This window comes from Polaribacter filamentus, assembly GCF_002943715.1.
GTDB classification, from domain to species: Bacteria; Bacteroidota; Bacteroidia; order Flavobacteriales; family Flavobacteriaceae; genus Polaribacter; species Polaribacter filamentus.
The window spans coordinates 1,356,685-1,378,434 of the sequence record NZ_MQUA01000013.1 but is presented as its reverse complement, the minus strand read 5'-3'; the positions used below and the strand labels follow the sequence as shown (position 1 = coordinate 1,378,434).

General features: G+C 30.8%; 13 protein-coding genes and 2 pseudogenes. 3 read left to right on the top strand and 12 right to left on the bottom strand.

Annotation, left to right across the window (positions count from 1 at the left end):
* Positions 1 to 784: 784 nt before the first annotated feature.
* The 3 genes from BST83_RS08465 to BST83_RS08455 all read right to left on the bottom strand — a co-directional run bounded on the left by BST83_RS08465 (position 785) and on the right by BST83_RS08455 (position 5,280).
* On the bottom strand, positions 785 to 2,554 hold the full coding sequence (locus BST83_RS08465) for an AMP-dependent synthetase/ligase (RefSeq protein WP_104809410.1): 1,770 nt from the start codon (positions 2,552 to 2,554) through the stop codon (positions 785 to 787).
* 79 nt (positions 2,555 to 2,633) lie between these two features.
* Positions 2,634 to 4,397: an AMP-dependent synthetase/ligase gene (locus tag BST83_RS08460; protein ID WP_104809409.1), complete on the bottom strand. Its 1,764-nt coding sequence runs from the start codon at positions 4,395 to 4,397 to the stop codon at positions 2,634 to 2,636.
* A gap of 97 nt (positions 4,398 to 4,494) precedes the next feature.
* Positions 4,495 to 5,280: a pentapeptide repeat-containing protein gene (locus tag BST83_RS08455; RefSeq protein ID WP_104809408.1), complete on the bottom strand. Its 786-nt coding sequence runs from the start codon at positions 5,278 to 5,280 to the stop codon at positions 4,495 to 4,497.
* A gap of 292 nt (positions 5,281 to 5,572) precedes the next feature.
* On the opposite strand from BST83_RS08455, the pseudogene tnpA reads away from it, so the two are divergent.
* Both tnpA and BST83_RS08445 read left to right on the top strand, forming a co-directional pair.
* A pseudogene (gene tnpA, locus BST83_RS08450) lies at positions 5,573 to 6,010 on the top strand (IS200/IS605 family transposase).
* Positions 6,011 to 6,390: 380 nt separating this feature from the next.
* Positions 6,391 to 7,137, top strand: a complete 747-nt coding sequence (locus tag BST83_RS08445) for a GIN domain-containing protein (protein ID WP_104809407.1) — start codon at positions 6,391 to 6,393, stop codon at positions 7,135 to 7,137.
* Between the two features lie 140 nt (positions 7,138 to 7,277).
* Here the strand turns inward: BST83_RS08445 and BST83_RS19605 are convergent, their stop codons facing one another.
* The 6 genes and pseudogenes from BST83_RS19605 to BST83_RS08420 form a co-directional block, all read right to left on the bottom strand.
* Complete coding sequence (locus tag BST83_RS19605) at positions 7,278 to 7,415, bottom strand: hypothetical protein (RefSeq protein WP_146092134.1); 138 nt, start codon at positions 7,413 to 7,415, stop codon at positions 7,278 to 7,280.
* 76 nt (positions 7,416 to 7,491) lie between these two features.
* Positions 7,492 to 8,202, bottom strand: a complete 711-nt coding sequence (locus BST83_RS08440; RefSeq protein WP_104809406.1) for a carboxylesterase family protein — start codon at positions 8,200 to 8,202, stop codon at positions 7,492 to 7,494.
* Between the two features lie 240 nt (positions 8,203 to 8,442).
* Positions 8,443 to 12,140, bottom strand: a pseudogene (purL, locus tag BST83_RS08435) (phosphoribosylformylglycinamidine synthase).
* A gap of 168 nt (positions 12,141 to 12,308) precedes the next feature.
* A complete protein-coding gene (locus BST83_RS08430) occupies positions 12,309 to 14,126 on the bottom strand; it encodes an endonuclease (RefSeq protein ID WP_104809405.1) in 1,818 nt (605 codons plus the stop codon).
* 62 nt (positions 14,127 to 14,188) lie between these two features.
* On the bottom strand, positions 14,189 to 16,390 hold the full coding sequence (locus BST83_RS08425; protein WP_104809404.1) for an endonuclease: 2,202 nt from the start codon (positions 16,388 to 16,390) through the stop codon (positions 14,189 to 14,191).
* Between the two features lie 79 nt (positions 16,391 to 16,469).
* On the bottom strand, positions 16,470 to 17,681 hold the full coding sequence (locus tag BST83_RS08420; RefSeq protein ID WP_104809403.1) for an RsmB/NOP family class I SAM-dependent RNA methyltransferase: 1,212 nt from the start codon (positions 17,679 to 17,681) through the stop codon (positions 16,470 to 16,472).
* 77 nt (positions 17,682 to 17,758) lie between these two features.
* On the opposite strand from BST83_RS08420, the gene BST83_RS08415 reads away from it, so the two are divergent.
* Positions 17,759 to 20,293, top strand: coding sequence for a DUF559 domain-containing protein (locus BST83_RS08415; RefSeq protein ID WP_104809402.1), 2,535 nt, complete (start codon positions 17,759 to 17,761; stop codon positions 20,291 to 20,293).
* A gap of 156 nt (positions 20,294 to 20,449) precedes the next feature.
* Here the strand turns inward: BST83_RS08415 and BST83_RS08410 are convergent, their stop codons facing one another.
* The 3 genes from BST83_RS08410 to BST83_RS08405 form a co-directional block, all read right to left on the bottom strand.
* The gene (locus BST83_RS08410) at positions 20,450 to 21,163 is read right to left on the bottom strand and encodes a class I SAM-dependent methyltransferase (RefSeq protein WP_104809401.1); all 714 of its coding nucleotides are present in this window, start codon (positions 21,161 to 21,163) and stop codon (positions 20,450 to 20,452) included.
* Between the two features lie 81 nt (positions 21,164 to 21,244).
* Positions 21,245 to 21,412, bottom strand: coding sequence for a hypothetical protein (locus BST83_RS19865; RefSeq protein ID WP_170062762.1), 168 nt, complete (start codon positions 21,410 to 21,412; stop codon positions 21,245 to 21,247).
* A gap of 114 nt (positions 21,413 to 21,526) precedes the next feature.
* Complete coding sequence (locus BST83_RS08405) at positions 21,527 to 21,742, bottom strand: hypothetical protein (RefSeq protein ID WP_104809400.1); 216 nt, start codon at positions 21,740 to 21,742, stop codon at positions 21,527 to 21,529.
* Positions 21,743 to 21,750 lie beyond the last annotated feature (8 nt).

Sequence of the window (21,750 nt, the reverse complement as noted above, 5' to 3'; positions counted from 1 at the left end):
GATTTCTTCTTCCATAATGAGTGTAACATTAGAACTTAGCCTAATAAATTAGTTAGCTTCATTTATAAAAAGTCAAGTATATTTAATGAAAAAGCCATAGGTGATTCAATAATCATAATTAGTGGTTTTACAATTAATTGAAAATTTAAGAAGTCTTTGTGTTCTATTTTTAAAGAAAAAATTCAAAAAACTGGTAGTCAGGGTATTAATTTAACAAAAAATGATTAATATTTTTTATGTAAGTAAAATTAGTTTCGTTAGGTTTCAAAAGATATTTTCAGCTTTTGTTTGTTTATCTTTACTACTTAAAAGGAAGTCAATATTCTTTATAAATTGATTCCTGTTATCAAATTTATAAAATGACACACTCCATGGATGAAGCTTGTGTTCTTTTATCTCCTCTTCAAAGACTGCCGTAATATTAGAGTGTCTTTTTTTTTAATTTTGTTGTATAAATTGTAAACTTCTTCTTTACCTTCAAGCAATTGGAAAAAACCTTGTTATGAAAATACAAACACTCTGTAATATTTTTTGAAGTGTTGTATTTACGGTGCTGTTAAAAGAATATTTGATATAACCTCTTCTGATGGTTCTACTTCTGAAATAAAGTAATAAATAAATTCAATTATCTTTTTCATAGGGAATAATTGTAATACTGTTGAGAAATCAACCCTTTTGTATACCATCAAGTAGCAAGAATATTTTTTTTTATTGCGAGTTTAAAGAATTTAAATTTATTTTATCAAAAAAAACTCCCATAAGAGGGAGTTGAATTATAATTAAGTTATCTATAAATTTTATCATGTAGAGATTGATACATTTTTAGAATTACTTCACGTTTCATTTTCATTGTTGGGGTTAAATGCCCAGCATCTAATGTCCATTCATCGGGTGTTAACTCAAAACATTTTATTTGTTCCCATTTCCCGAAATTTGAATTACAAATATCTACGGCATCTTGTATTTTTTGAAGAACTTTCGGGTTTTTAATTAACTCATCATTAGAAGTAAAAGAGATACTATGTTCTTTAGCCCAGCCCTTTAAAAACTCGAAATTTGGCTGAATAATAGCTGCTGGCATTTTCTCATTTTCACCAATAACCATTACTTGCTCGATAAACAATGATTGTTTTAATTCACCTTCTAATAAAGGCGGAATTACATATTTACCTCCAGAAGTTTTGAACATTTCTTTAGTTCTACCTGTAATTTTTAAGAAACCATCTTTGTCAAACTCTCCTTTATCACCTGTATAAAAATATCCGTCTTTAATAGCTTCTGCTGTTTTTTCTGGATCTTTATAATATCCTAGCATTATATTTGGTCCTTTTACTAAAATTTCACCACTTGCTTCAATTTTTACTTCTACCTGTTCAATAACTTTACCAACTGTACCAACTCTAAAACCTCCATTGTTAACATCGTTTACAGTAATTACAGGGGAAGTTTCTGTTAAGCCATAGCCCTCCATAATTGGCATTCCCGCAGCGGCAAACACACGTGTTAATCTTGGTTGTAAAGCCGCACTTCCAGAAACCATTAATTTTAGCTCACCTCCTAAAGCAGCCTGCCATTTAGAAAAAATAAGTTTACGTGCAATACCCAATTGTTTTTCATACCACCATCCGTTTGCACCATAAGGTTCGTATTTTAGACCTAGATTTAAAGCCCAAAAAAATAATTTCTTTTTAATTCCTGTTAAATCTTCGCCTTTTAAAACAATTTTATCATAGATTTTTTCATACAATCTAGGAACGGCAGTCATCACTTCTGGTTTTATTTCTTGTGCGTTTTCTGTTAATTTTTCAAGGGATTCTGCATAATAAATATCTACACCACAATATTGATATAAATATAAAATCATACGTTCAAAAATATGACAAACGGGTAAAAAACTTAAAGATTTAGAATTCCCGTAATCTAAAGGAACTCGTTTTTTAGAAGATAAAACATTAGAAACAATATTGTTATGGCTAAGCATTACGCCCTTCGGTCTTCCAGTTGTACCAGAGGTATAAATTAATGTAGCTAAATCTTCAGGTTTTACAGCATCTTTTCTTGCTTCAACTTCATGCTGATTGCTTTTATCCTCTCCCAAAGCTAAAACGTCTTTCCAACTTTTTTCTTCTTTTATATCATCAAAAGTAAAAACACCTATTAACTTTGTGTTATCTTTAATTTGATTTAATTTATCTAGAATTAAAGTATCAGAAACAAAACAATACGTAGCTTCAGAATGATTTAAAACATACTCATAATCTTCTTTACATATAGTTGGATAAATAGGCACCGTTTGTGCGCCAGTTTGCAAAATACCAATATCACAAATATTCCATTCAGTTCTATTTGAAGTTGAAATAATTGCAATTTTATCATTAGGTTTGATGCCTAGTTTTAGTAACCCTCTACTAAGTTGATTCGATTTATCCACATATTCTTGTGAAGAAATAGATTCCCATTTTCCGTTATATTTTGTTGAAAATGCTTTTTTAAGATTGTAAGTTTCTAATTGATAATACGGAAAATCAAATAATCTAGTAATTTCTATTGACATAAGGTTTTTTCTAATTTGTAAATGCCAAAGTAATAAATTTACTTGTATTTTACAAATACTTATTAAAAGACTTTATATTTTAGGAATTATATATTTTTTGATATAAATTTTTGTATTTTTCTTTGATTACGTTTCTTTTCATTTTCATTGTAGGAGTTAAGTGCCCAGATTCTATTGACCATTCGTCAGGTGTAATTTCAAACTTTTTAATTTGTTCCCATTTTCCAAATTTTTGATTATGAAAATCGACTTCTTTTTGAACCCGATTAATTAGTTTTTCATCAGAAGTAATATCTGTAATTATATGTTGATGTCGTTCTGCCCATTCTTTAATAAACTCAAAATTTAGCTGAATAAAAGCTGCTGGCATTTTTTCACTTTCTCCAATAACCATTACTTGTTCTATAAAACGAGATTGTTTTAAGGCACTTTCTAAGGCAGTAGGAGCAATGTATTTGCCGCCGGAAGTTTTAAATATTTCTTTTTTTCTATCTGTAATTTTTAAGAAACCTTCTGGATCAATTTGGCCAATATCACCGGTGTGCAAATATCCATTGATGATGGTTTTATTGGTCATCTCTTTATTTTTATAATAACCTAGCATTATATTGTCTCCTTTCATTAAAATTTCTCCATCCTCAGCAATTTTAATTTCAATACCTTCTAAAGGTTTGCCAACGGTACCAATTTTTAAACCATTATTTCTAAGATCATTTACAGATCCTCCAGGTGACGATTCTGTCATTCCATAACCTTCAAACACAGCAATTCCTGCCGCTGTAAAAACTCTTATTAAACGCTGTTGAAGAGGCGCACTTCCAGAAATCATAAATTGTAAATTACCGCCCAAAGCTTCTTGCCATTTTATAAAAATGAGTTTTCTGGCAATATTTAATTTAAAGTTATAAAAAGATCCATTTTTATTGTAAGGCTCATATTTTTCACCAACCGACAATGCCCAAAAGAATAATAGTTTTTTTATGCCTCTTAAATTGCTGCCTTTTGTTACAATTTTATCAAACATCTTTTCTAATAATCTTGGTACAACTGCTAAATAATGAGGTTTTACTTCTTGTATAGTATCACCAAGTTTGTCAATACTTTCTGCAAAATAAATTTCGAAACCCATATATAGATAGTAATAAGAGGCGCTTCTCTCAAAAATATGACAAATAGGCAAATAACTAATAATTCTATTGGCACCGCTTTTTAAATCTATTTTTTGAGCTGTTTTAAATACGGTAAAAACAATGTTTTTATGAGATAGCATAACACCTTTCGGAATTCCTGTTGTGCCAGAAGTGTAAATTATAGTTGCTAAATCTTCGGGTTTTACAGCATTTTTTAAAGCTGTTATTTTTGATTGGCGGTCTTCATTCTCGCCAATTTTTAGAAATGAACTCCAGCTATAATCTGTATGAATTTCATCCAAAGAAAAAACATTTTGTAATTGTGTTTTACTTGCTACGGATTTTACTTTTTGATACAAATTATCATCAGAAACAAAACAATACTTTGCATCCGAATGATTTAAAATATACTCATTATCTTTTTCTGATAGTGTTGCATATAAAGGCACATTTTGCGCGCCAATTTGTAAAATACCAATATCTAAAATATGCCAATTTGGATTATTGCTATCCGTAATTACTGCAATTTTATCGTTTGGTTGAACACCTAAAGCCAATAGAGAATTACTTACTTTATTGGCTTCCGAAATAAATTTCTCTGTAGAAATACTTTGCCAGTTATTATTTTTCTTGAAGTTAAAACATTTTTCCTGTGGAAAATTTTCTAATTGATGATAAGCAAAGTCAAAAATACGAGAAATATTGTTAGACATAGGTTTGGTTTAATTTAGTACAAGTTACTAAATTATTTAATTATAAAAAAAGGTTGACAAATTTATCAACCTTTTTAGAAAAATAATTTTACTACTGTTATCTTTTCTCTAATAAATATTTATCGAAGCTTTTTCCATTAATTTTTGTGTATTTAAAATCTATTTCATACTCAACTTTCATATTTGTAATATTAAAATCACCAGAAACATTCATGTATTTAATATTTAAATCCTTTTTAAATTGGGTGTTTTTAAAGGAAACGCCGTTATTAAATTTTGTGTATTTAAATATTGCAGAATCTTTAAAATCGGAACCAGAGAAACTTACATTTCTACTAAATTTAGCATATTTAAAAGTTGCAATTTCATCAAATTTGGTGTTTATAAAATTAATATCACTTTCAAATTTCGCATATTTAAAAGTACTATCATCAGTAAAAGAAGTACCATAAAAATTTGAATTTCTTTCAAAACGAGAATATTTGAACATTGCTTTTCTTTCGAAAACACAATTTTTAAAAATTACCTCTTCTTCAAAGTTTGCGATAAAGGTGTAGCCAGAATCTTCATCTGGTATATAGGCCAATACATCCTCTTTAAAAGTGCAGTTTACAAAAGATATTTTTACTTCGATTATTTTTTTTATTTCGTTTGTAGAGTTTCCACCGCCCCACCAGCTGCTTTTCTTTTTATTTGGTATTTTTTTTAGTGCTTCATCCATATACGTTAAATCTAAAACCCCGACAATGGTTGCATTTTGATAAGAAATTGATTTGCCATTCTTTATATCTTTTAAGATCTCTGCAGCTTCCACTGTCTTTTGTGCAAAAGAAAAAGTTGTTGTTAAAAGAAAGCAAACTATAAAAGTGTTTTTAATTTTCATTTCGGATATTTTAAGTTATTTTATATAAGGACAAGAATGAAAAGAGTTTGTGACATTTTTAAACAAGAAAAGAGCAGATTTAGATAATAAGCTTTTTGGGTTTATTAGTTATCTGTTTCCCAAAAACTAAAGTAATAATTAATAATCCATAAAATTAAATAACATTATTATAATTTTTATCATTATTGTCCGATAAAAAATAATCGTATGATTTTATTGGTCACAAAAATAGTTACAACTATGCCCTTTAGTGCATTTCGTTTTAGCTTCTAAAAACTTTTATCTTTGTTGAATGGGAAATCAAAGAACTAAAGGTGATACCGTTTCAAGATTAACAGTTCATATTTTATGGATCAACAAGTATAGACATAAAGTTTTGGTTGGAGATATTTAACAGCGCTGTAGAAAGTTAACAGTTATGAATACAAATTTGTTATTCAGAAGATATAGTTATAATGAAAGAATTTGTCTCAAAAGATCATATTCATATGCACATTGAATATCGTCCATAACAAGATATCAGTAGTATTGTTAAGAAGTTAGAAGGAAGAATATCTCGAAAAATTCAACAAGAATTTAAATTGTTAAAGTAACAATATTGGGGCAGACATTTTTGGAAAACGGATTTGGATGCTGGATTGCAGGCAATATTGCGGATAAAATGGTAAATGAATATTTAGAACATCATCGTAAATCAGACAATGATACGATCGATTTTATCCTTGAGTAGGCAATCTAGATTCCATACACCTGACATCAGTCAGATTTAAAAACCTATGGACTTCAAGTCCATAGTGGTTTAGTTAATGATAATGATTTTTTTAAAGTTTAGAGTAAAAGTTACTATTATTATTATTATTATTATTATTTTCTTAACGTTGAATTATATCAGATTTATTTTTAAAACATGGCTTTAATAGCTAATAATTCTGACGAATAAAATGCTAGGTTTACAATCTTTCAATAAACACGTTGTTTTAATACTATATTTAAAGTATACATAAAGTTTTAAAAAATGTCACAAATTAAAAAATAGGTTGTCTTTCATGTAGTTAAACAATCTTTTAAAACTAAACAGTCCTCATAAAAACTAATTTTAAAATAGATATAATGAAAATTAAATTGATTACTCTCTTGACTTCTTTACTATTTTTGAATGGTAATTTAAACGCACAAGAAACAATTAAACTAGAAACCAGTTTTAACAAAATCATTGTAAGTCCGCATATAGAAGCGATTTTTAAAAAAGGAAATACGGCTAGCATTGAAATTGTCGATATTTCTGTACCTGTCGAAAAGTTTACGTACGAATTAAACAAAGGAACACTTCAAGTTTATTTGGAAGGTGCTAAAACGTATACTAAAAGTAAAAAGATAGTTGTTAGAGATTTTGAAACGAAAGTTCCTTTATACAATGGTAGAGTAGTTAAAGTAATTATTACTTATGTTGATGTAAATACTTTTTCTTTAAGAGGAGAAGAGAAAATTACATTTCAAACTCCTTTAATTCAAGACGATTGTAAATTGTTGATTTATGGAAAATCAGAAGTGACCATTAACACCATTGAAGTGGATAATTTATCGGTTTCTATTTATGGTGAGAGTTTTCTAAAAATGGATAACGGAAGCATTAATAAACAAAAAATAACAGCTTACGGTGCAAGTAAAGTAATGGCTTCGGATGTTATTACAGATGAAACGAAACTAACCGCTTATGGAGACGGAATTTTTAAATTGAATGTTTCTAAAAAATTTAAAGTAACTTCTTATGGCGAAGTAACGGTACTTTACAAAGGGGATGCCATATTAAAAAAAGGAATTGTTATTGGTGAATCTACTATAAGAAAAGTGCAATAATTTAATAATTATTTGGGCGTTTAAACGGGCTTTCCGCACTCGCTTTTAAAAAAAAATAAAAAGAGCTCAAACAAAGCTTCCATCCCTAACGCAAAAAAAAATAAGCTTTTAGAATTTTCTAAAAGCTGATTTTTTTAGTACTAAATTTTGTTATTATTTTTCTCAATCCAAATTCTAGTATTTACAAAAGCTTCTAACCAAGGCGAAACTACATCTTTTCTTCCTGCAGGGTAATCTACCCAATTCCATTGAAACGTAGAATATTCAATATCTGGCATGGCTACTAAATGACGATTTAATGGGCGTTTACATATTTCAATTCTAGATATAGTAAGCTAGATAGAAAGTGGTTTGCTATTTTGTGGTTTCGGTATTGATTGTTTTTTTTACTTGGGTAAACAACCAATCATATAAGGCATCTTCATGAAATAAACGTTCTACATTGCCATGATTACCGCCTTTAATAACGGTAAGCGTAACGTCGGCATTGGGTTCGCATTTTTTAACAGCATCGTATATTTTTTGCGATTCTTTAAGTGGCACAATATAATCAGCATCACCATGTTGAATCCAAAGTGGAACAGTAGCCAATCTACAACCATCTTTTTCGTTTCCTCCACCACAAATAGCTACAGCTGCTGTCAATTTATCAGGATATTTTCCAGCAAAATGTAAAGTGCCATATGCGCCTAAACTCATACCACACAAATAAATACGTTGCGAATCGATAGGGTAGTGTTGTTTTAGATAGTCAATCAATTCTAATACTTTATCAGGATTCCAACTACCACTTGCTAATTGCGGCGCTACAACTATAGCTGGTATCTTTCTGCCTTTTTCTATTGCTCCTAATACTCCATAACGCTTTACTTTGTTTAAATCATTTCCTGAGAGGCTTTTACCGTGCAAAAACAATAACAGAGGTTGTTTTTCATTTTCTTGTGCTTTTGATATTTGAATCCAAAATGGATAGGTAGTTTTATTTTGCACTGTTACTAATTGAGAGTGACCAATAAACGTACTGAAAAAGAATACGACTGCATTGATATATGATGTTGTTTTCATTGATAACATGGGTGTTTTTATAAATGTAAAAGTATCATAATTTTTGAGTTAGGATATAGGGCATATTTTAAAATGCTCTTAAAATAAATTGTTGTCGCTAGTCCTGATTTAACAATTGTTATAGCTAAAGTTGTCAAACCTTGGTGATTTTTGTTTTATAAGGAGTTTTAAATAAAAAAAGCCACCCAATACGGATAGCTTTTTTATGTTTATGTTTATGTTTTTGTTTTTGTTTTCTTTTTATGAATGCTTTTCAATCCAAAGTCTCGCATTTACAAAAGCTTCTAACCAAGGTGAAACTTCGTCTTTTCTTCCTTTTGGATAGTTTGCCCAATTCCATTGAAAAGTAGAACGCTCAATATGTGGCATCGTAACTAAATGTCTTCCTGTTTTATCACATAAGATTGCGGTGTTAAAATCAGAGCCATTTGGATTGTTAGGATAGCTTTCATAACCGTATTTTGCAACAATATGGTAGTTTTCTTCCACTTCTGGTAAATTGAATTTTCCTTCTCCGTGCGAAATCCAAACTCCTAATTCAGTGCCTGCTAAACTAGCTAACATTACAGAATTGTTTTCTTGAATTTTTACAGATGTAAAAGAACTCTCGTGTTTATGAGAATCGTTGTGAACTAATTTTCCGTGTACTTTATGGTCTGGATTTATCAAATCTAATTCCATCCATAACTGCGCTCCATTACAAATTCCAACGGACAATGTATCTTCTCTTTTAAAGAAGTTTTTTAAGGCTTTTTTAGCTTTTGCATTGTATAAAAATGCGCCAGCCCAACCTTTAGCCGAACCTAAAACATCCGAGTTAGAAAAACCACCAACTGCACCAATAAATTGAATGTCCTCTAAGGTTTCACGACCAGAAATTAAATCGGTCATGTGTACATCTTTCACGTCAAAACCCGCCAAATACATCGCATTGGCCATTTCACGCTCTGAGTTAGAACCTTTTTCTCTGATAATGGCAGCTTTTGGTTTATCTTTTCCAATTACAGGAAGTTTCCCTGTAAAACTTTCTGGAAATTTATAGTTTAACGGCTGATTTTTATAATTGTCAAATCGGTCTTGTGCCAAACCATTTGCAGTCTGTTTTTGATCTAGTAAAAAAGAAGTTTTATACCAAACATCTCTCATTTCAGCAACATCAAAAGAGAACGCATCTTCATTATTCTTGATGTTTACTTTTCCTGAATTGTTTGCTTTTCCAATATTAAAAATTCAATATTATTTTCTGATAAAATAGTTTCTACCGATGTATCCGCCTGAAAAACAATTCCTGAATTTTCTGCAAATAATACTTTTATTATATCTTCTTCATTTAAAGCAGAAATAGTAAAATCTGCCCCTAAATTCACTTCAGCGAAACACATTTCTAATAGCGTTGTAATTAATCCACCAGAAGCCACATCATGACCAGAAACAATTTTATCCGCTTTAATTAAATCCTGAATTGTGTTAAACGTGTTTTTTACAAAAGCACTATTTTTAACATCCGGAGCTTCATTTCCAATCGCATTTAAAACTTGATGGAAAGAACTTCCTCCTAATTTAAACTCATCCTGAGAAATATTAATATAGTAGATGCTACCACCATCAATTTGTAAAACAGGTTCAATCACTTTAGAAATTTCAGTACAATTTCCTGCTGCAGAAATAATAACAGTTCCAGGAGAAATTACTTCATCATCTGCATATTTTTGTTTCATTGATAAAGAATCTTTTCCTGTAGGAACATTGATTCCTAAATCAATTGCAAATTCTGAAACTGCTTTTACAGCTTTGTACAAACGAGCATCTTCGCCTTCATTTTTACAAGGCCACATCCAATTTGCAGACAGCGAAACACTTTTTAAATTGTCTTTTAAAGGCGCCCAAATTAAGTTTGTTAATGATTCTGTAATTGCATTTCTACTTCCAGCGGCTGGGTCAATTAAACCCGCAATAGGAGCGTGGCCAATTGAAGTTGCAACGCCTTCTTTTCCGTTATAATCTAGTGCCATCACACCAACATTATTTAACGGAATTTGCAAAGAACCAACACATTGTTGTTTGGCAACTTTACCACCAACACATCTGTCTACTTTATTCGTTAACCAATCTTTACAAGCAACCGCTTCTAACTGCAAAACTTGCTCTAAATAGATTTTTAAATTCTTCGTTTTATAACGCGGATTTTTATAATTTCTGATGACAGTTTTGTCCGTCATAATCGTTTTTGGCGAAGAACCAAACATATCCTCTAAAGCTAAATCCATAGGTTTTTCACCGGTAGATTTAGACTCAAAAGTAAAACGATTATTTCCTGTAACTTCACCAACGGTATACATTGGCGAACGCTCACGATCTGCAATTTTTTGTAAAGTATCTATGTGCTTTTCGGCAATTACCAATCCCATTCTTTCTTGAGATTCGTTACCAATAATTTCTTTTGCTGATAAAGTAGGGTCACCAATTGGCAATGTATCTAAGTTTATTTTACCACCAGTATCTTCTACCAATTCTGATAAACAATTTAAATGTCCGCCAGCTCCATGATCATGAATAGAAACAATAAAGTTTTCTTCACTTTCTACCATTCCGCGAATCGCGTTTGCAGCACGTTTTTGCATTTCTGGATTAGAACGTTGCACTGCGTTTAATTCAATTCCGGATGCAAATTCTCCGGTATCTGAAGATGAAACAGCAGCGCCACCCATTCCGATTCTGTAATTTTCACCACCCAAAATTACAATTTTATCACCTTCTTTTGGTGTATCTTTTATAGCTTGGTCTGCTTTTCCGTATCCAATTCCACCAGCTTGCATAATCACTTTATCATAACCTAGTTTTCTAGCTTTAGAAGCACTTACAGCTGAATTTTCTTCGTGTTCAAAAGTTAAAACAGAACCAGTAATTAAAGGTTGACCAAATTTATTTCCAAAATCGGACGCGCCATTTGATGCTTTTATTAAAATATCCATCGGAGTTTGGTACAACCAATCTCTAGCTTCAAATTTATTTTCCCAATATCTTGTATTTTTCACTGTATCTATAGAAGCTTCTAAACGAGAATACGAAGTCATATAAACTGCCGTTCCTGCTAAAGGTAAAGAACCTTTTCCTCCAGCCAAACGATCTCTAATCTCTCCTCCAGAACCTGTTGCTGCTCCGTTAAAAGGCTCAACAGTTGTAGGGAAATTATGCGTTTCTGCTTTTAATGAAATTACCGATTCAAAATATGATGTTTGATAAAAATCTGGTTTGTCTGCTGTTTTTGGCGCAAACTGCTCCACTTTTGGACCTTTTACAAAAGCAACATTGTCTTTGTATGCCGATACTATATCGTTTGGGAATTGTTTGGCCGTTTCTTTTATCAACTTGAATAATGAAGTTGGCATTTCTTCTTCATCAATCACAAAAGTTCCGTTAAATATTTTATGACGACAGTGTTCTGAATTTACTTGGCTAAAACCAAAAACTTCAGAATCTGTTAATTTCCTTCCAATCTTAGAAGCAACACTTTCTAAATAGGCTACTTCTTCATCACTTAAAGACAGTCCTTCTTCTGCATTATAAGCAGCAATGTCATCAATATTTAAAATTGCTTCTGGCCTACTATCAATTGTAAATGATTCTTGGTGTAAACCTTTAAATTTCTCAGAAATCATTGGATCAAAAGTAGAAAAATCTTCTGAAACAGCTGTAAACTCTTCAATTCTGATAATATCTTTAATACCCATATTCTGAGTAATTTCAACTGCATTTGTACTCCAAGGAGTAATCATCGCTGCTCTTGGGCCAACAAAAAAAGCATCTAATGATGCTTCTTCTATTTTAGGTTGATTGGCAAATAGCCAAGTCAATTTAGATATTGTTGTGACAGTTAATTTTTTTGTGGTTTGAACAGCGTATACTTTACTGTCTATATTTCCAAAGAAATGAATCATTATTGTGTTTATTTGGGTATTGTTTTAAAAATGCAAATTTACTTTTTTCAATTTAATTCTGATGAATTATTTATATAGAAATAAAGCAGTTAGGCATGATGTTTTAAATATAAAAAAAAGACCGCCCTTGATAGACAGTCTTTTATATATTTAGATGTTTTTAATAAATTAGTTTTTAATTAATTTTTTAGAAGCAGTTGCATTATTGATGTTCATTTTTACAATATAAATGCCTTTTGCTAAATTTGAAATATCAATTAGATTATTATCTGCAGTTATTGTTGCTTTTTTTACAACTTTGCCTAATAAATTATAAATAATAATAGCTGTTTTTTCTGTTGAAGAAATAGATAACGTATTCCCATTTACAGGGTTTGGATACATTTTAATATTTTTTAAATTTTCATTTTTAATATTTAATGTTGAATAACAAGACCAGTTTAAATCGTCTATAATTACACGGTCTGCACCAGAAGCAGATTTTGCTATTTTTACAGTTATATTTCCAGTAATATTTATATTGGAAATTGTTGTTGTTTGAATTGTTTCATTATAAGGTAAAGTACCAACGACATTACCATTTACTAAAATATCTACTGTACCTGTGCCACCACTAAATGCTCTTTGTGTGGAAGCCGTTAAACTACCCAAACCATTTGCAATCGTAGAGGATGTCATAGAGCCTTCATTTGTTCTAAAATCTATAGCAACGGCTCTTCCGTTTATTACTTGATCTGTTCTTGTTCTAGTAGCATTCCATACTATATTATTTACCCCAGTCCAAGTTCTATCGGAATATGAACCACTATTGTCTGGCATTGTTTCAAAAGTTTCAAAAACACAAGAATCTCCACTACCCGAAGATGCCTCTAATGTTGTTGCATTTATTGATGTACTTAACGAAGAGGTGTTATTTGCTAAATCTGCAGCTAAAACAGAGAAAGAGTATGTTGTTTCTGATGCTAAATTAGCAACAGTTATAGTAGTTGCTGATGAATTTGTAGAAATATAATAGTTACCATCTACATAAATATTATAAGCAGTAACTCCAATATTATCATTAGATGCTGTCCAATTTAAATCTACAGTTGTTGCAGTAATATTAGAGGCAATAATATTTGTAGGTACTGTTGGTGCTTCTGTATCTGCATCAGGATTACTACCCCATCTATTGTTTGCTTGTGAGCCTCCCCAAATAGCAGTTGCTAAATACGGATTATCTATAAAAGGATTTCTGTTTCCTTGTGCATACGTGTTACTAGTATTTCCATGATAATTATTTCTGTTGTCTTCTATAGTAGAAACAGGATCTTGAGCATTCCATTCTAATAATAAGTTAATCATGTTAGGGTCTATAGAATTTGTTGTGCCTACAGATGCAAAAGAAGGTAAACATTGATTACCATACCTAATATACATGTACATAATAATTCTAGCGGCATCTCCTTTCCATTCATCACCAGGATACCAGTTACCGGATACAACACTTGCATTACCAGAACCTGATGTAAACTTTAAATTACCTCTATTTCCGTTCATTATTACATCCGATGGTCTTAAATTATGTGCTTCTGAATAAGGTGGCGAATTTATTCCTGAAGTCTCAAGTTTTGGATTTGCTAAAGAATTAGGAAATGTATGTTCTCTGTTCCAATCTGAACCTTGAGTACCACCGTTTAAATTTTTACTTCTAGATCTGTCTGTAATATAATTTCCATCATTATCATCATATCCATAAATAAGTAAAACATTGTTCACGTTTAAAGGATCTTCGTCTGTTATTTTACTTACATCCCATATTTCTTGATAGCTTAAGTATTTGGTGTGTTTAGCAATAGTTTTAACCGCTAAATCATCAAATAAACTTGTACCCGTTTTATTAAAATCTACACCATTATAATAGGCTTGTAGGTTAGTAGGAACTGTTAATTGACCAAAAGAAATTAAAGAAATAAATAAAGTTAATAAAAGTAGCGTTTTTTTCATTTTTTTTTACAAATAAAAAAACGATTCAATATTATGAATCGTTTTTTGTTAAAATATGATTTTTAGTTTTTAATTAATTTTTTGGTAATAAACTGCTTACCAGAATTAATTTTTAAAAGATACATTCCGGTTGTAAATTTTGAGATATCAATACTATTTTTATTTTTTGTAACTTCTGCTGATTGTATCAATTTGCCTAATACAGTGTATATTTGAATAGTTGCAGCTTCTGTTACACTAAAATAAATCCTATCTCCATTTGTTGGATTTGGAAACATTTTAAAAGCTTGAAAATCAGTATTTTTTGTACTTAAAGTTGATGTATGGCTTCCAATACCTTCAAAAGTATTTTCATCTAAAATATCCCATTCACTTACAGTAAATGTAGTATTAGGAACAGAAATATTTCTGTTTCTTCTGTAAGTCACATTTTCAATATGTTTAGATCTACTAGAAATATCACCAATAACATCTATTAAAATACCATTTTTAAATAATCCTATAGGATCATCTCCATTAAAATTCATAGGAGAACCATATTGAAATGGAGGTGAAGAATTACTTGGAGGTCCAAATAAATCTTTTTCAGCTAAAAGATGCGAGTTACTTGTATTTATATTTACTATTACAAATACATCCCCTGGAACAATACTACCGTTTCCTAAGTCAAAATCATCTACCCATAACCAACCAGTTGATGAAAATTTTTGAATTGAATAATCGGCTAAACTTATTGTAGAGGCTGATAGATTTACAATTTCTATAGCTTTATTATTACCACCTCCAGGAGTACTAGGTTCTACATATTCAGAAATAAATAACTCTGTCACACCATTAGATGTGCCATCTGTCGTTGTTGCATTTACAGTTGTACTTTTAGCAGATATATTAGTATCTACATCTTTTGCTGAAATTTGTACAGCATAAGTTGTAGAAGAGCTAAGAGCTGTAACTGTGTAAAAAAGATCAGTTGTAGAAGCATTTAAACTTCCATCTACATAAACGTCATAACCTGCAACTGCATTATTATCAGTAGAAGCAGACCAACTTACTTTAAAAGAAGAATCTGAAGCATTGCTAATAACAATATCAGCAGGTACAGTTGGTACTTCTGTATCTTGCAATGTTGTGCCGTTTATAGGCGTGCTCGCAGTAGAAAGGTTATTTATAATATCTCTTGCTCTCACAGTAAAACTATAGGTTGTATTTGTGTTTAAGTTAGAGATTGTTGTATTTGTACTTGAGTTTGAAGTTTGTGCTGTTAAAACATCATTAACATATATATTATACCCAGACACGTCAACATTATCAGTAGAAGCAGTCCACGAAACAGCAATTGATGTTAAAGCAATATTACTTAATGTTACATTTGTTGGAGTCGTAGGAGCTTCAGTATCACTACTTGTATAAAATCCCCATCGATCTTCTGCAGAGTTTCCTCCCCAAATTCTTGTTGCCAAATATGGGTTGTCTATAAAAGGATTTCTACTTCCTTGTGCAGCATTGTTAGAAGTGTTTTCATGATAGTTGTTTCTCGCTATTTCAATAGCTGAAACAGGATCTTCTACATTCCATTCTAGAAATAAATCAATCATTTCATCAGGCGTAAATTCCTTACTTCCAACACCAACTGCAGTTGGTAAACAAACCTCCCCGTAATGCATATACATATACATAATCATTCTTGCAGCATCGCCTTTCCAATCATCTCCAGGATACCAAGCATTTGTATTTGCCCCACTTAAACCTGGAAAAGTATCTGTAGAAAAATCAGAATTCCCAGTACCTCTTCCGTATTTTCTGTTGTTTCTTGCAGAATTACGACTTCTGTCTGCTGCTCTTAAATGATGAGCATCTGTCGCTGGCCCAGGTTCATCTGTGTTTAATATTGGGTTTGCCAAAGATTTAGGAAAAACATGTTCTCTGTTCCAAACAAAATCTTCTCCACTTCCATTGTCTTGCAAGTTTTTGTCTCTGGAAAGATCATTTGTAATATCTCCATCATTTCCACTTTCCCAACCATAAAATAAAATAACTTCACTAGTATTAGTCGAGTTTTCATCAGTTGCTCTCGTAGCATCCCAAACATCTGGTGCACCACTTGTATATTCTAGGGCAGTATGAGTTGCTATTATTTTTGCAGCTAATGCATTTTTAAGTTGAATTCCGGTTAATGTTAAATCTACATCACTATAATATATTTCTTGCGAAAAAGAAACAGTGTAAACAGTCATTGCAATTAAAAAGAGTAGTTTTTTTATCATGTTTTTTATTTGTAATTAAAAAATAGGGTACTTCCTTTTTCTTCAATTTTTACACTATATCAGCAATAAATATAGGGTTTTATTTTCTTTCCAAAAGTGCCATGTAAAATCCGTCGAAACCAGAAACATGCGCTAAAACTTTTTTATCTGATACAAATGTAAAATCTTTTCCGGATTCTGATGTTAAGAAAGTCTTAACTTGTTCTTGATTTTCTGACGGTAAAATAGAACAGGTTGCGTAGACCATTTTTCCGCCTGGTTTTACCATTTTAGAATATTGTTGTAAAACTTCTTGTTGTACTTTTTTTATATTTTCTATAAACTCAGGTTGTAATTTCCATTTAGAATCTGGATTTCTACGGATAACGCCTAAACCAGAACAGGGAGCGTCAATTAAAACTCTGTCTGCTTTTTCATGTAATTTTTTAATTACTTTTGTAGAATCTATTACACGCAAGTCTATATTATGAGCACCATTTCTACGAGCTCTAATTTTAAGTTTTTTAAGTTTACTTTCGTAAATATCCATGGCAATTATTTGCCCTTTATTTTCCATTAAAGCAGATAAATGTAAAGTTTTTCCACCTGCGCCAGCACAAGTATCAATTACTTTCATGCCTGGTTTTACATCTAAATATGCCGCAACTAGTTGTGATGAAGCATCTTGCACTTCAAACAAACCATTATGAAAAGCTTCTGATTTAAATACATTTGCTCTTTCTGGTAATAGTAATGCATCTGGATGATTCGGAACAAATTCGGTACTAATATCTTCTGCCTTTAATTTCTTTTGAAGAATTTCTTTAGAAATGTTTAAGGTATTTGTTCTTAAAATTACTTTTGCTTGCTCGTTTAAAGCCGCAATTTCTTTTGTCCAAACTTCTTCGCCTAATTCAGAAACACAAAGCTCATCCATCCAATCAGGAATAGATTCTCTGTATTTTCTGGTTCTTGATAATTCAGCAAAACGTCCTTTAATTCTTCGTTCTGGCACATCACCAACTTGGTTCCAATCTGGTAAAGCAATTCCTCTTAAAATACACCAAACAGAAAATAACCTCCAAATATTATCTCGATCATAAGGGACTTTTACTTCGGCAATTTCTGCATATAACCTATTCCACCGAACAATATCGTAAATCGTTTCAGCGACAAATTTACGGTCTCTTGCGCCCCAACGTTTATCTCTTTTTAAGGCTTTTTCAACGGCTTTATCTGCGTAAACACCTTCGTTAAATATATCTCGAATACTGTCTATAACAGCAAAAGTTAAGTTTCTGTGTAATCTCATTTTTTTAATTATAATAGTCTGCAAAGGTACATTAAATAAAAGGTATTTTGTATTTTCGTTTTTTATATCTTTTCAAATTGAATTTAAGCTATCCAATTACATATATAAACGGAATTAGTGTACAAAGAGCAGCGCTTTTGTGCACAGAATTGGGCATTAAATCGTGTAATGATTTGCTCAATTTTTTCCCTTTTAGATATATTGATAAAACTGCTTTTTACACCATAAATGATTTGCAGCCAAACTCATCCGAAGTACAAATTGTTGGTAAAATAACCAGTATTAAATCAGTTGCACAAAAAAGAGGGAGTAGGTTAGTGGCAATTTTTCAGGATGCTACAGGAACTATGGAATTGGTTTGGTTTAAAGGCCATAAATGGATTAAAGATTCCCTGAAGCCAAATGAACTGTATGTGGTTTATGGAAAACTGAATCATTATAATGGTAATTTTAGCATTCCGCATCCAGAAATGGAATTGGTTACAGAATTCAAAAAAAAGTTGCAATCTAAAATGCAACCGGTTTACCCATCCACAGAAAAATTAACGAATTCTGGCGTTTCTAATAAATTGATACGAATGTATATTCAGAATTTATTAACACAGTTTTTCGACGGAATTCAAGAAAGTTTATCACAAGAAATTATTGATGATTTTAAGTTGATGCATAAAAGAGATGCTTTTTTAAATGTGCATTTTCCTAAAAGTCAAGAAAATTTAGCCAAAGCAGAATACCGTTTAAAATTTGAAGAATTATTTTTTATTCAGTTGCAATTATTGCGCAAAAAACTCATCAACAAAACTAAAATAAAAGGATTTGTTTTTGAAAATGTAAGCGATAATTTCAATGATTTTTATAACAATCACTTGCCTTTCGATTTAACAAATGCTCAAAAAAGAGTGCTTAAAGAAATAAGAAAAGATGTGGGCTCTGGTGCGCACATGAACCGACTTTTGCAAGGTGATGTTGGCTCAGGAAAAACCATTGTTGCATTATTAACTATGCTTTTAGGGATTGATAATGGCTTTCAAGCTACTATAATGGCACCTACAGAAATTTTAGCGTCACAACATTTTAAAGCAATTTCTGAGTATTTAAAAAACACGAATCTTAAAGTAGATTTATTAACCGGTTCTGTAAAAATAAAAAAACGAAGAGAAATTCATAAAAATTTAGAAAACGGAACATTACATATTTTAATTGGTACGCATGCCTTGCTAGAAGATAAAGTACAATTCCAAAATTTAGGCGTTGCAATTATTGACGAGCAACATCGCTTTGGAGTTGCACAAAGATCTAAATTATGGTCTAAGGGTGGAGGATCCGTTTTAACGATTGCTAAAGAAATGGGAATTGAAGTACGCAATCGTTATGAAACTGCGCATCCATTAGTATATAAATTGTTGAAAGAATTGCAAAAAGAAAGAAAAAATCAGTCTGTACAAGCAGAAAAAAATCTTTGGGAGCAATTAAAAACAAATAAATTAGAATTTAAATTTAGAAGACAGCATATTATTGATGAATTTACGGTTGATTTTGCGTGTATTTCAAAACCTTTACTAGTTGAAATTGATGCAGAAAACGACAGTACTACAGAACTGCAAGAAGCAGATGTAATAAGAAATAAAATTTTTGAAGAATTTGGGTACAAAGTTATCAGATTTACAAGCGAAGAAGTTCTTGAAAATATAGAAAATGTAATCGAAAAAATTTCTCAAGAATTAAAAAACCTTCCCTTTAAAAAGGTTGAAGTTACTTCGCCACCACACATTTTAGTAATGACGGCAACACCAATTCCTAGAACCTTGGCAATGTCTGTATATGGCGATTTAGATATTTCTGTAATCGATGAATTGCCTCCTGGAAGAAAAGAAGTAAAAACGGTGCATCGATTTGATAGCAATCGATTGTCTGTTTTTAAATTTATGAAGGATGAAATTGCAAAAGGTAGACAAGTATATATTGTATATCCGTTAATTCAGGAATCAGAAACGATGGATTATAAAGATTTAATGGATGGTTATGAAAGTGTTTCACGCGAATTTCCAAATCCAAAATATCAAATAAGTATTGTTCACGGACAAATGAAACCTGCGGATAAAGAATTTGAAATGCAACGTTTTGTAAAAGGCGAAACTCAAATTATGGTAGCCACTACGGTTATTGAAGTTGGAGTAAATGTCCCAAATGCAAGTGTAATGATTATTGAGAGTTCAGAGCGATTTGGTTTAAGTCAATTGCATCAATTAAGAGGCAGAGTTGGTAGGGGTGCAGATCAAAGTTATTGTATTTTATTATCGAGTTATAAATTATCCGAAGAAGGTAAAACACGTTTAAAAACCATGGTAGAAACTTCTGACGGATTTAAAATTGCTGAGGTTGATTTAAAATTACGTGGACCAGGAAACTTAATGGGAACGCAGCAAAGTGGTATTTTAAATCTAAAAATTGCTGATATTGTAAAGGACACTAAAATTTTAGTTCATGCTAGAAATACTGCAATTTCATTATTACAAGAAGATTCTAACTTATCAAAACCAGAAAATGCGAATATTAAACAAACCTATCTAGAGGTTTCTAAAACTTCTAAAATTTGGAGTGAGATTAGTTAAATTAGTTTTTGGTTCGTGGTTCAATTTTATCTTGTTTCTTATTTCTTACCTTTTGTTTTTTGTTTTTTTAGTTTTTGGTTCGTGTTTCATGTTTCAATTTTATCCTGTTTCTTGATTCAATTTTTATCTTGTTTCGTTCTTACGAAAATTTGATCATCAATTTAGAACGAAAACCATACAATGTTGCCAAGGTAAATTATCGATGTTTTTTTCGAGTTTAAATCCAGCGGCCTTCATTTCTTTTACAGCTTGTTTTTCGCTCATTTTGTGAATTGTTTTAATGGGTACAGCATCATCTTCCGTTCTATATTCTATCAAATAAATTTTTCCGTTTTTCTTTAGAGATTTTTTGATGGATAAAATCATTTCTCTCGGAAAATTAAATTCGTGATACACATCTACCATTAAAACTTTATCAAATTTATTTTCTGGTAAGTTTACTGAAGTTGAATCACCTTGAATTACTTCAATATTTTTAAGTTTCTCAAAATTAGAGTTTAGTACAATAGCTTGTAGCATTTCTAGCTGAATATCAACAGCATATACTTTGCCTTCGCTAGCAATTGGAGCCATTTTAAAAACATGATAACCAGAACCAGCACCAATGTCAGCAATAAAATCTGTAGGCTGAATATCCATATTTTTAATTAATTTAGAAGTGTTTTCTTCTTTTTCTCTTTCAGCACGTTCTAACCAATCAATTCCTTCATACCCCATAACATAGGCAATTTCTCTACCTAAATACCATTTTCCAATGCCATTATAATCACCTTTTTTAAAAGTGTAAATTTCTTTTGGTTGATTTTTTTCTTGAGATAAAACACAAGAAGTCGAAATAAAAATGAAGAGTAAAAAGAATATATTTTTCATGATATAAAAATACGAATCAATTGAATTTTAAAGTGATAAAGAAATTATAAAATTTAGTAATTTGTTTTGAAAAAAAATGTTTTAACATCCACAATATAGTGTAATGAAAGTTGTTTCTATTTTTTCTTCAATTTTAAAATAACAACCAGGAACAGCTTCTTTTGGCTCAAACTTCGAGTTATTTTCTTTCCAAACATTTTCATTATTAGCCATTTTTTCAATTTCATAGATTTTCTCAATCCATGTCATTAAATCTGAACGTTTTATTTTTGGTATTTCTAATTCTATGGAAGTTCCACTTGCTTCTTTACAATCAAAGGTAGAATAGATAATAGTGTTATTAAATTTTTGTTTAAAGGCACATTATTTTGATGTTTCCCATTCAAAAAATTGTTTTTCAAATTTTTCAGATGTAATACTATAATTATTTTTGAGATAATTAAAAATGGGTTCTGTATTTTTTACTTTAGATATTTCTTCTGATAATTCTAAAACATTTGGTTCAATAAAGTTGAAGTTTTGAGCTACAACAAAGCTTGAAAAAGAGAATAAAATAAAGGTTAATACGATTTTTTTCATAATAAATA

Coding starts and splice junctions, on each gene's coding strand:
- BST83_RS08465 (WP_104809410.1), bottom strand. CDS start 2,554: ATGTCAATAGAAATTACTAGATTATTTGATTTTCCGTATTATCAATTA.
- BST83_RS08460 (WP_104809409.1), bottom strand. CDS start 4,397: ATGTCTAACAATATTTCTCGTATTTTTGACTTTGCTTATCATCAATTA.
- BST83_RS08455 (WP_104809408.1), bottom strand. CDS start 5,280: ATGAAAATTAAAAACACTTTTATAGTTTGCTTTCTTTTAACAACAACT.
- BST83_RS08445 (WP_104809407.1), top strand. CDS start 6,391: ATGAAAATTAAATTGATTACTCTCTTGACTTCTTTACTATTTTTGAAT.
- BST83_RS19605 (WP_146092134.1), bottom strand. CDS start 7,415: ATGCCAGATATTGAATATTCTACGTTTCAATGGAATTGGGTAGATTAC.
- BST83_RS08440 (WP_104809406.1), bottom strand. CDS start 8,202: ATGAAAACAACATCATATATCAATGCAGTCGTATTCTTTTTCAGTACG.
- BST83_RS08430 (WP_104809405.1), bottom strand. CDS start 14,126: ATGAAAAAAACGCTACTTTTATTAACTTTATTTATTTCTTTAATTTCT.
- BST83_RS08425 (WP_104809404.1), bottom strand. CDS start 16,390: ATGATAAAAAAACTACTCTTTTTAATTGCAATGACTGTTTACACTGTT.
- BST83_RS08420 (WP_104809403.1), bottom strand. CDS start 17,681: ATGAGATTACACAGAAACTTAACTTTTGCTGTTATAGACAGTATTCGA.
- BST83_RS08410 (WP_104809401.1), bottom strand. CDS start 21,163: ATGAAAAATATATTCTTTTTACTCTTCATTTTTATTTCGACTTCTTGT.
- BST83_RS19865 (WP_170062762.1), bottom strand. CDS start 21,412: ATGACATGGATTGAGAAAATCTATGAAATTGAAAAAATGGCTAATAAT.
- BST83_RS08405 (WP_104809400.1), bottom strand. CDS start 21,742: ATGAAAAAAATCGTATTAACCTTTATTTTATTCTCTTTTTCAAGCTTT.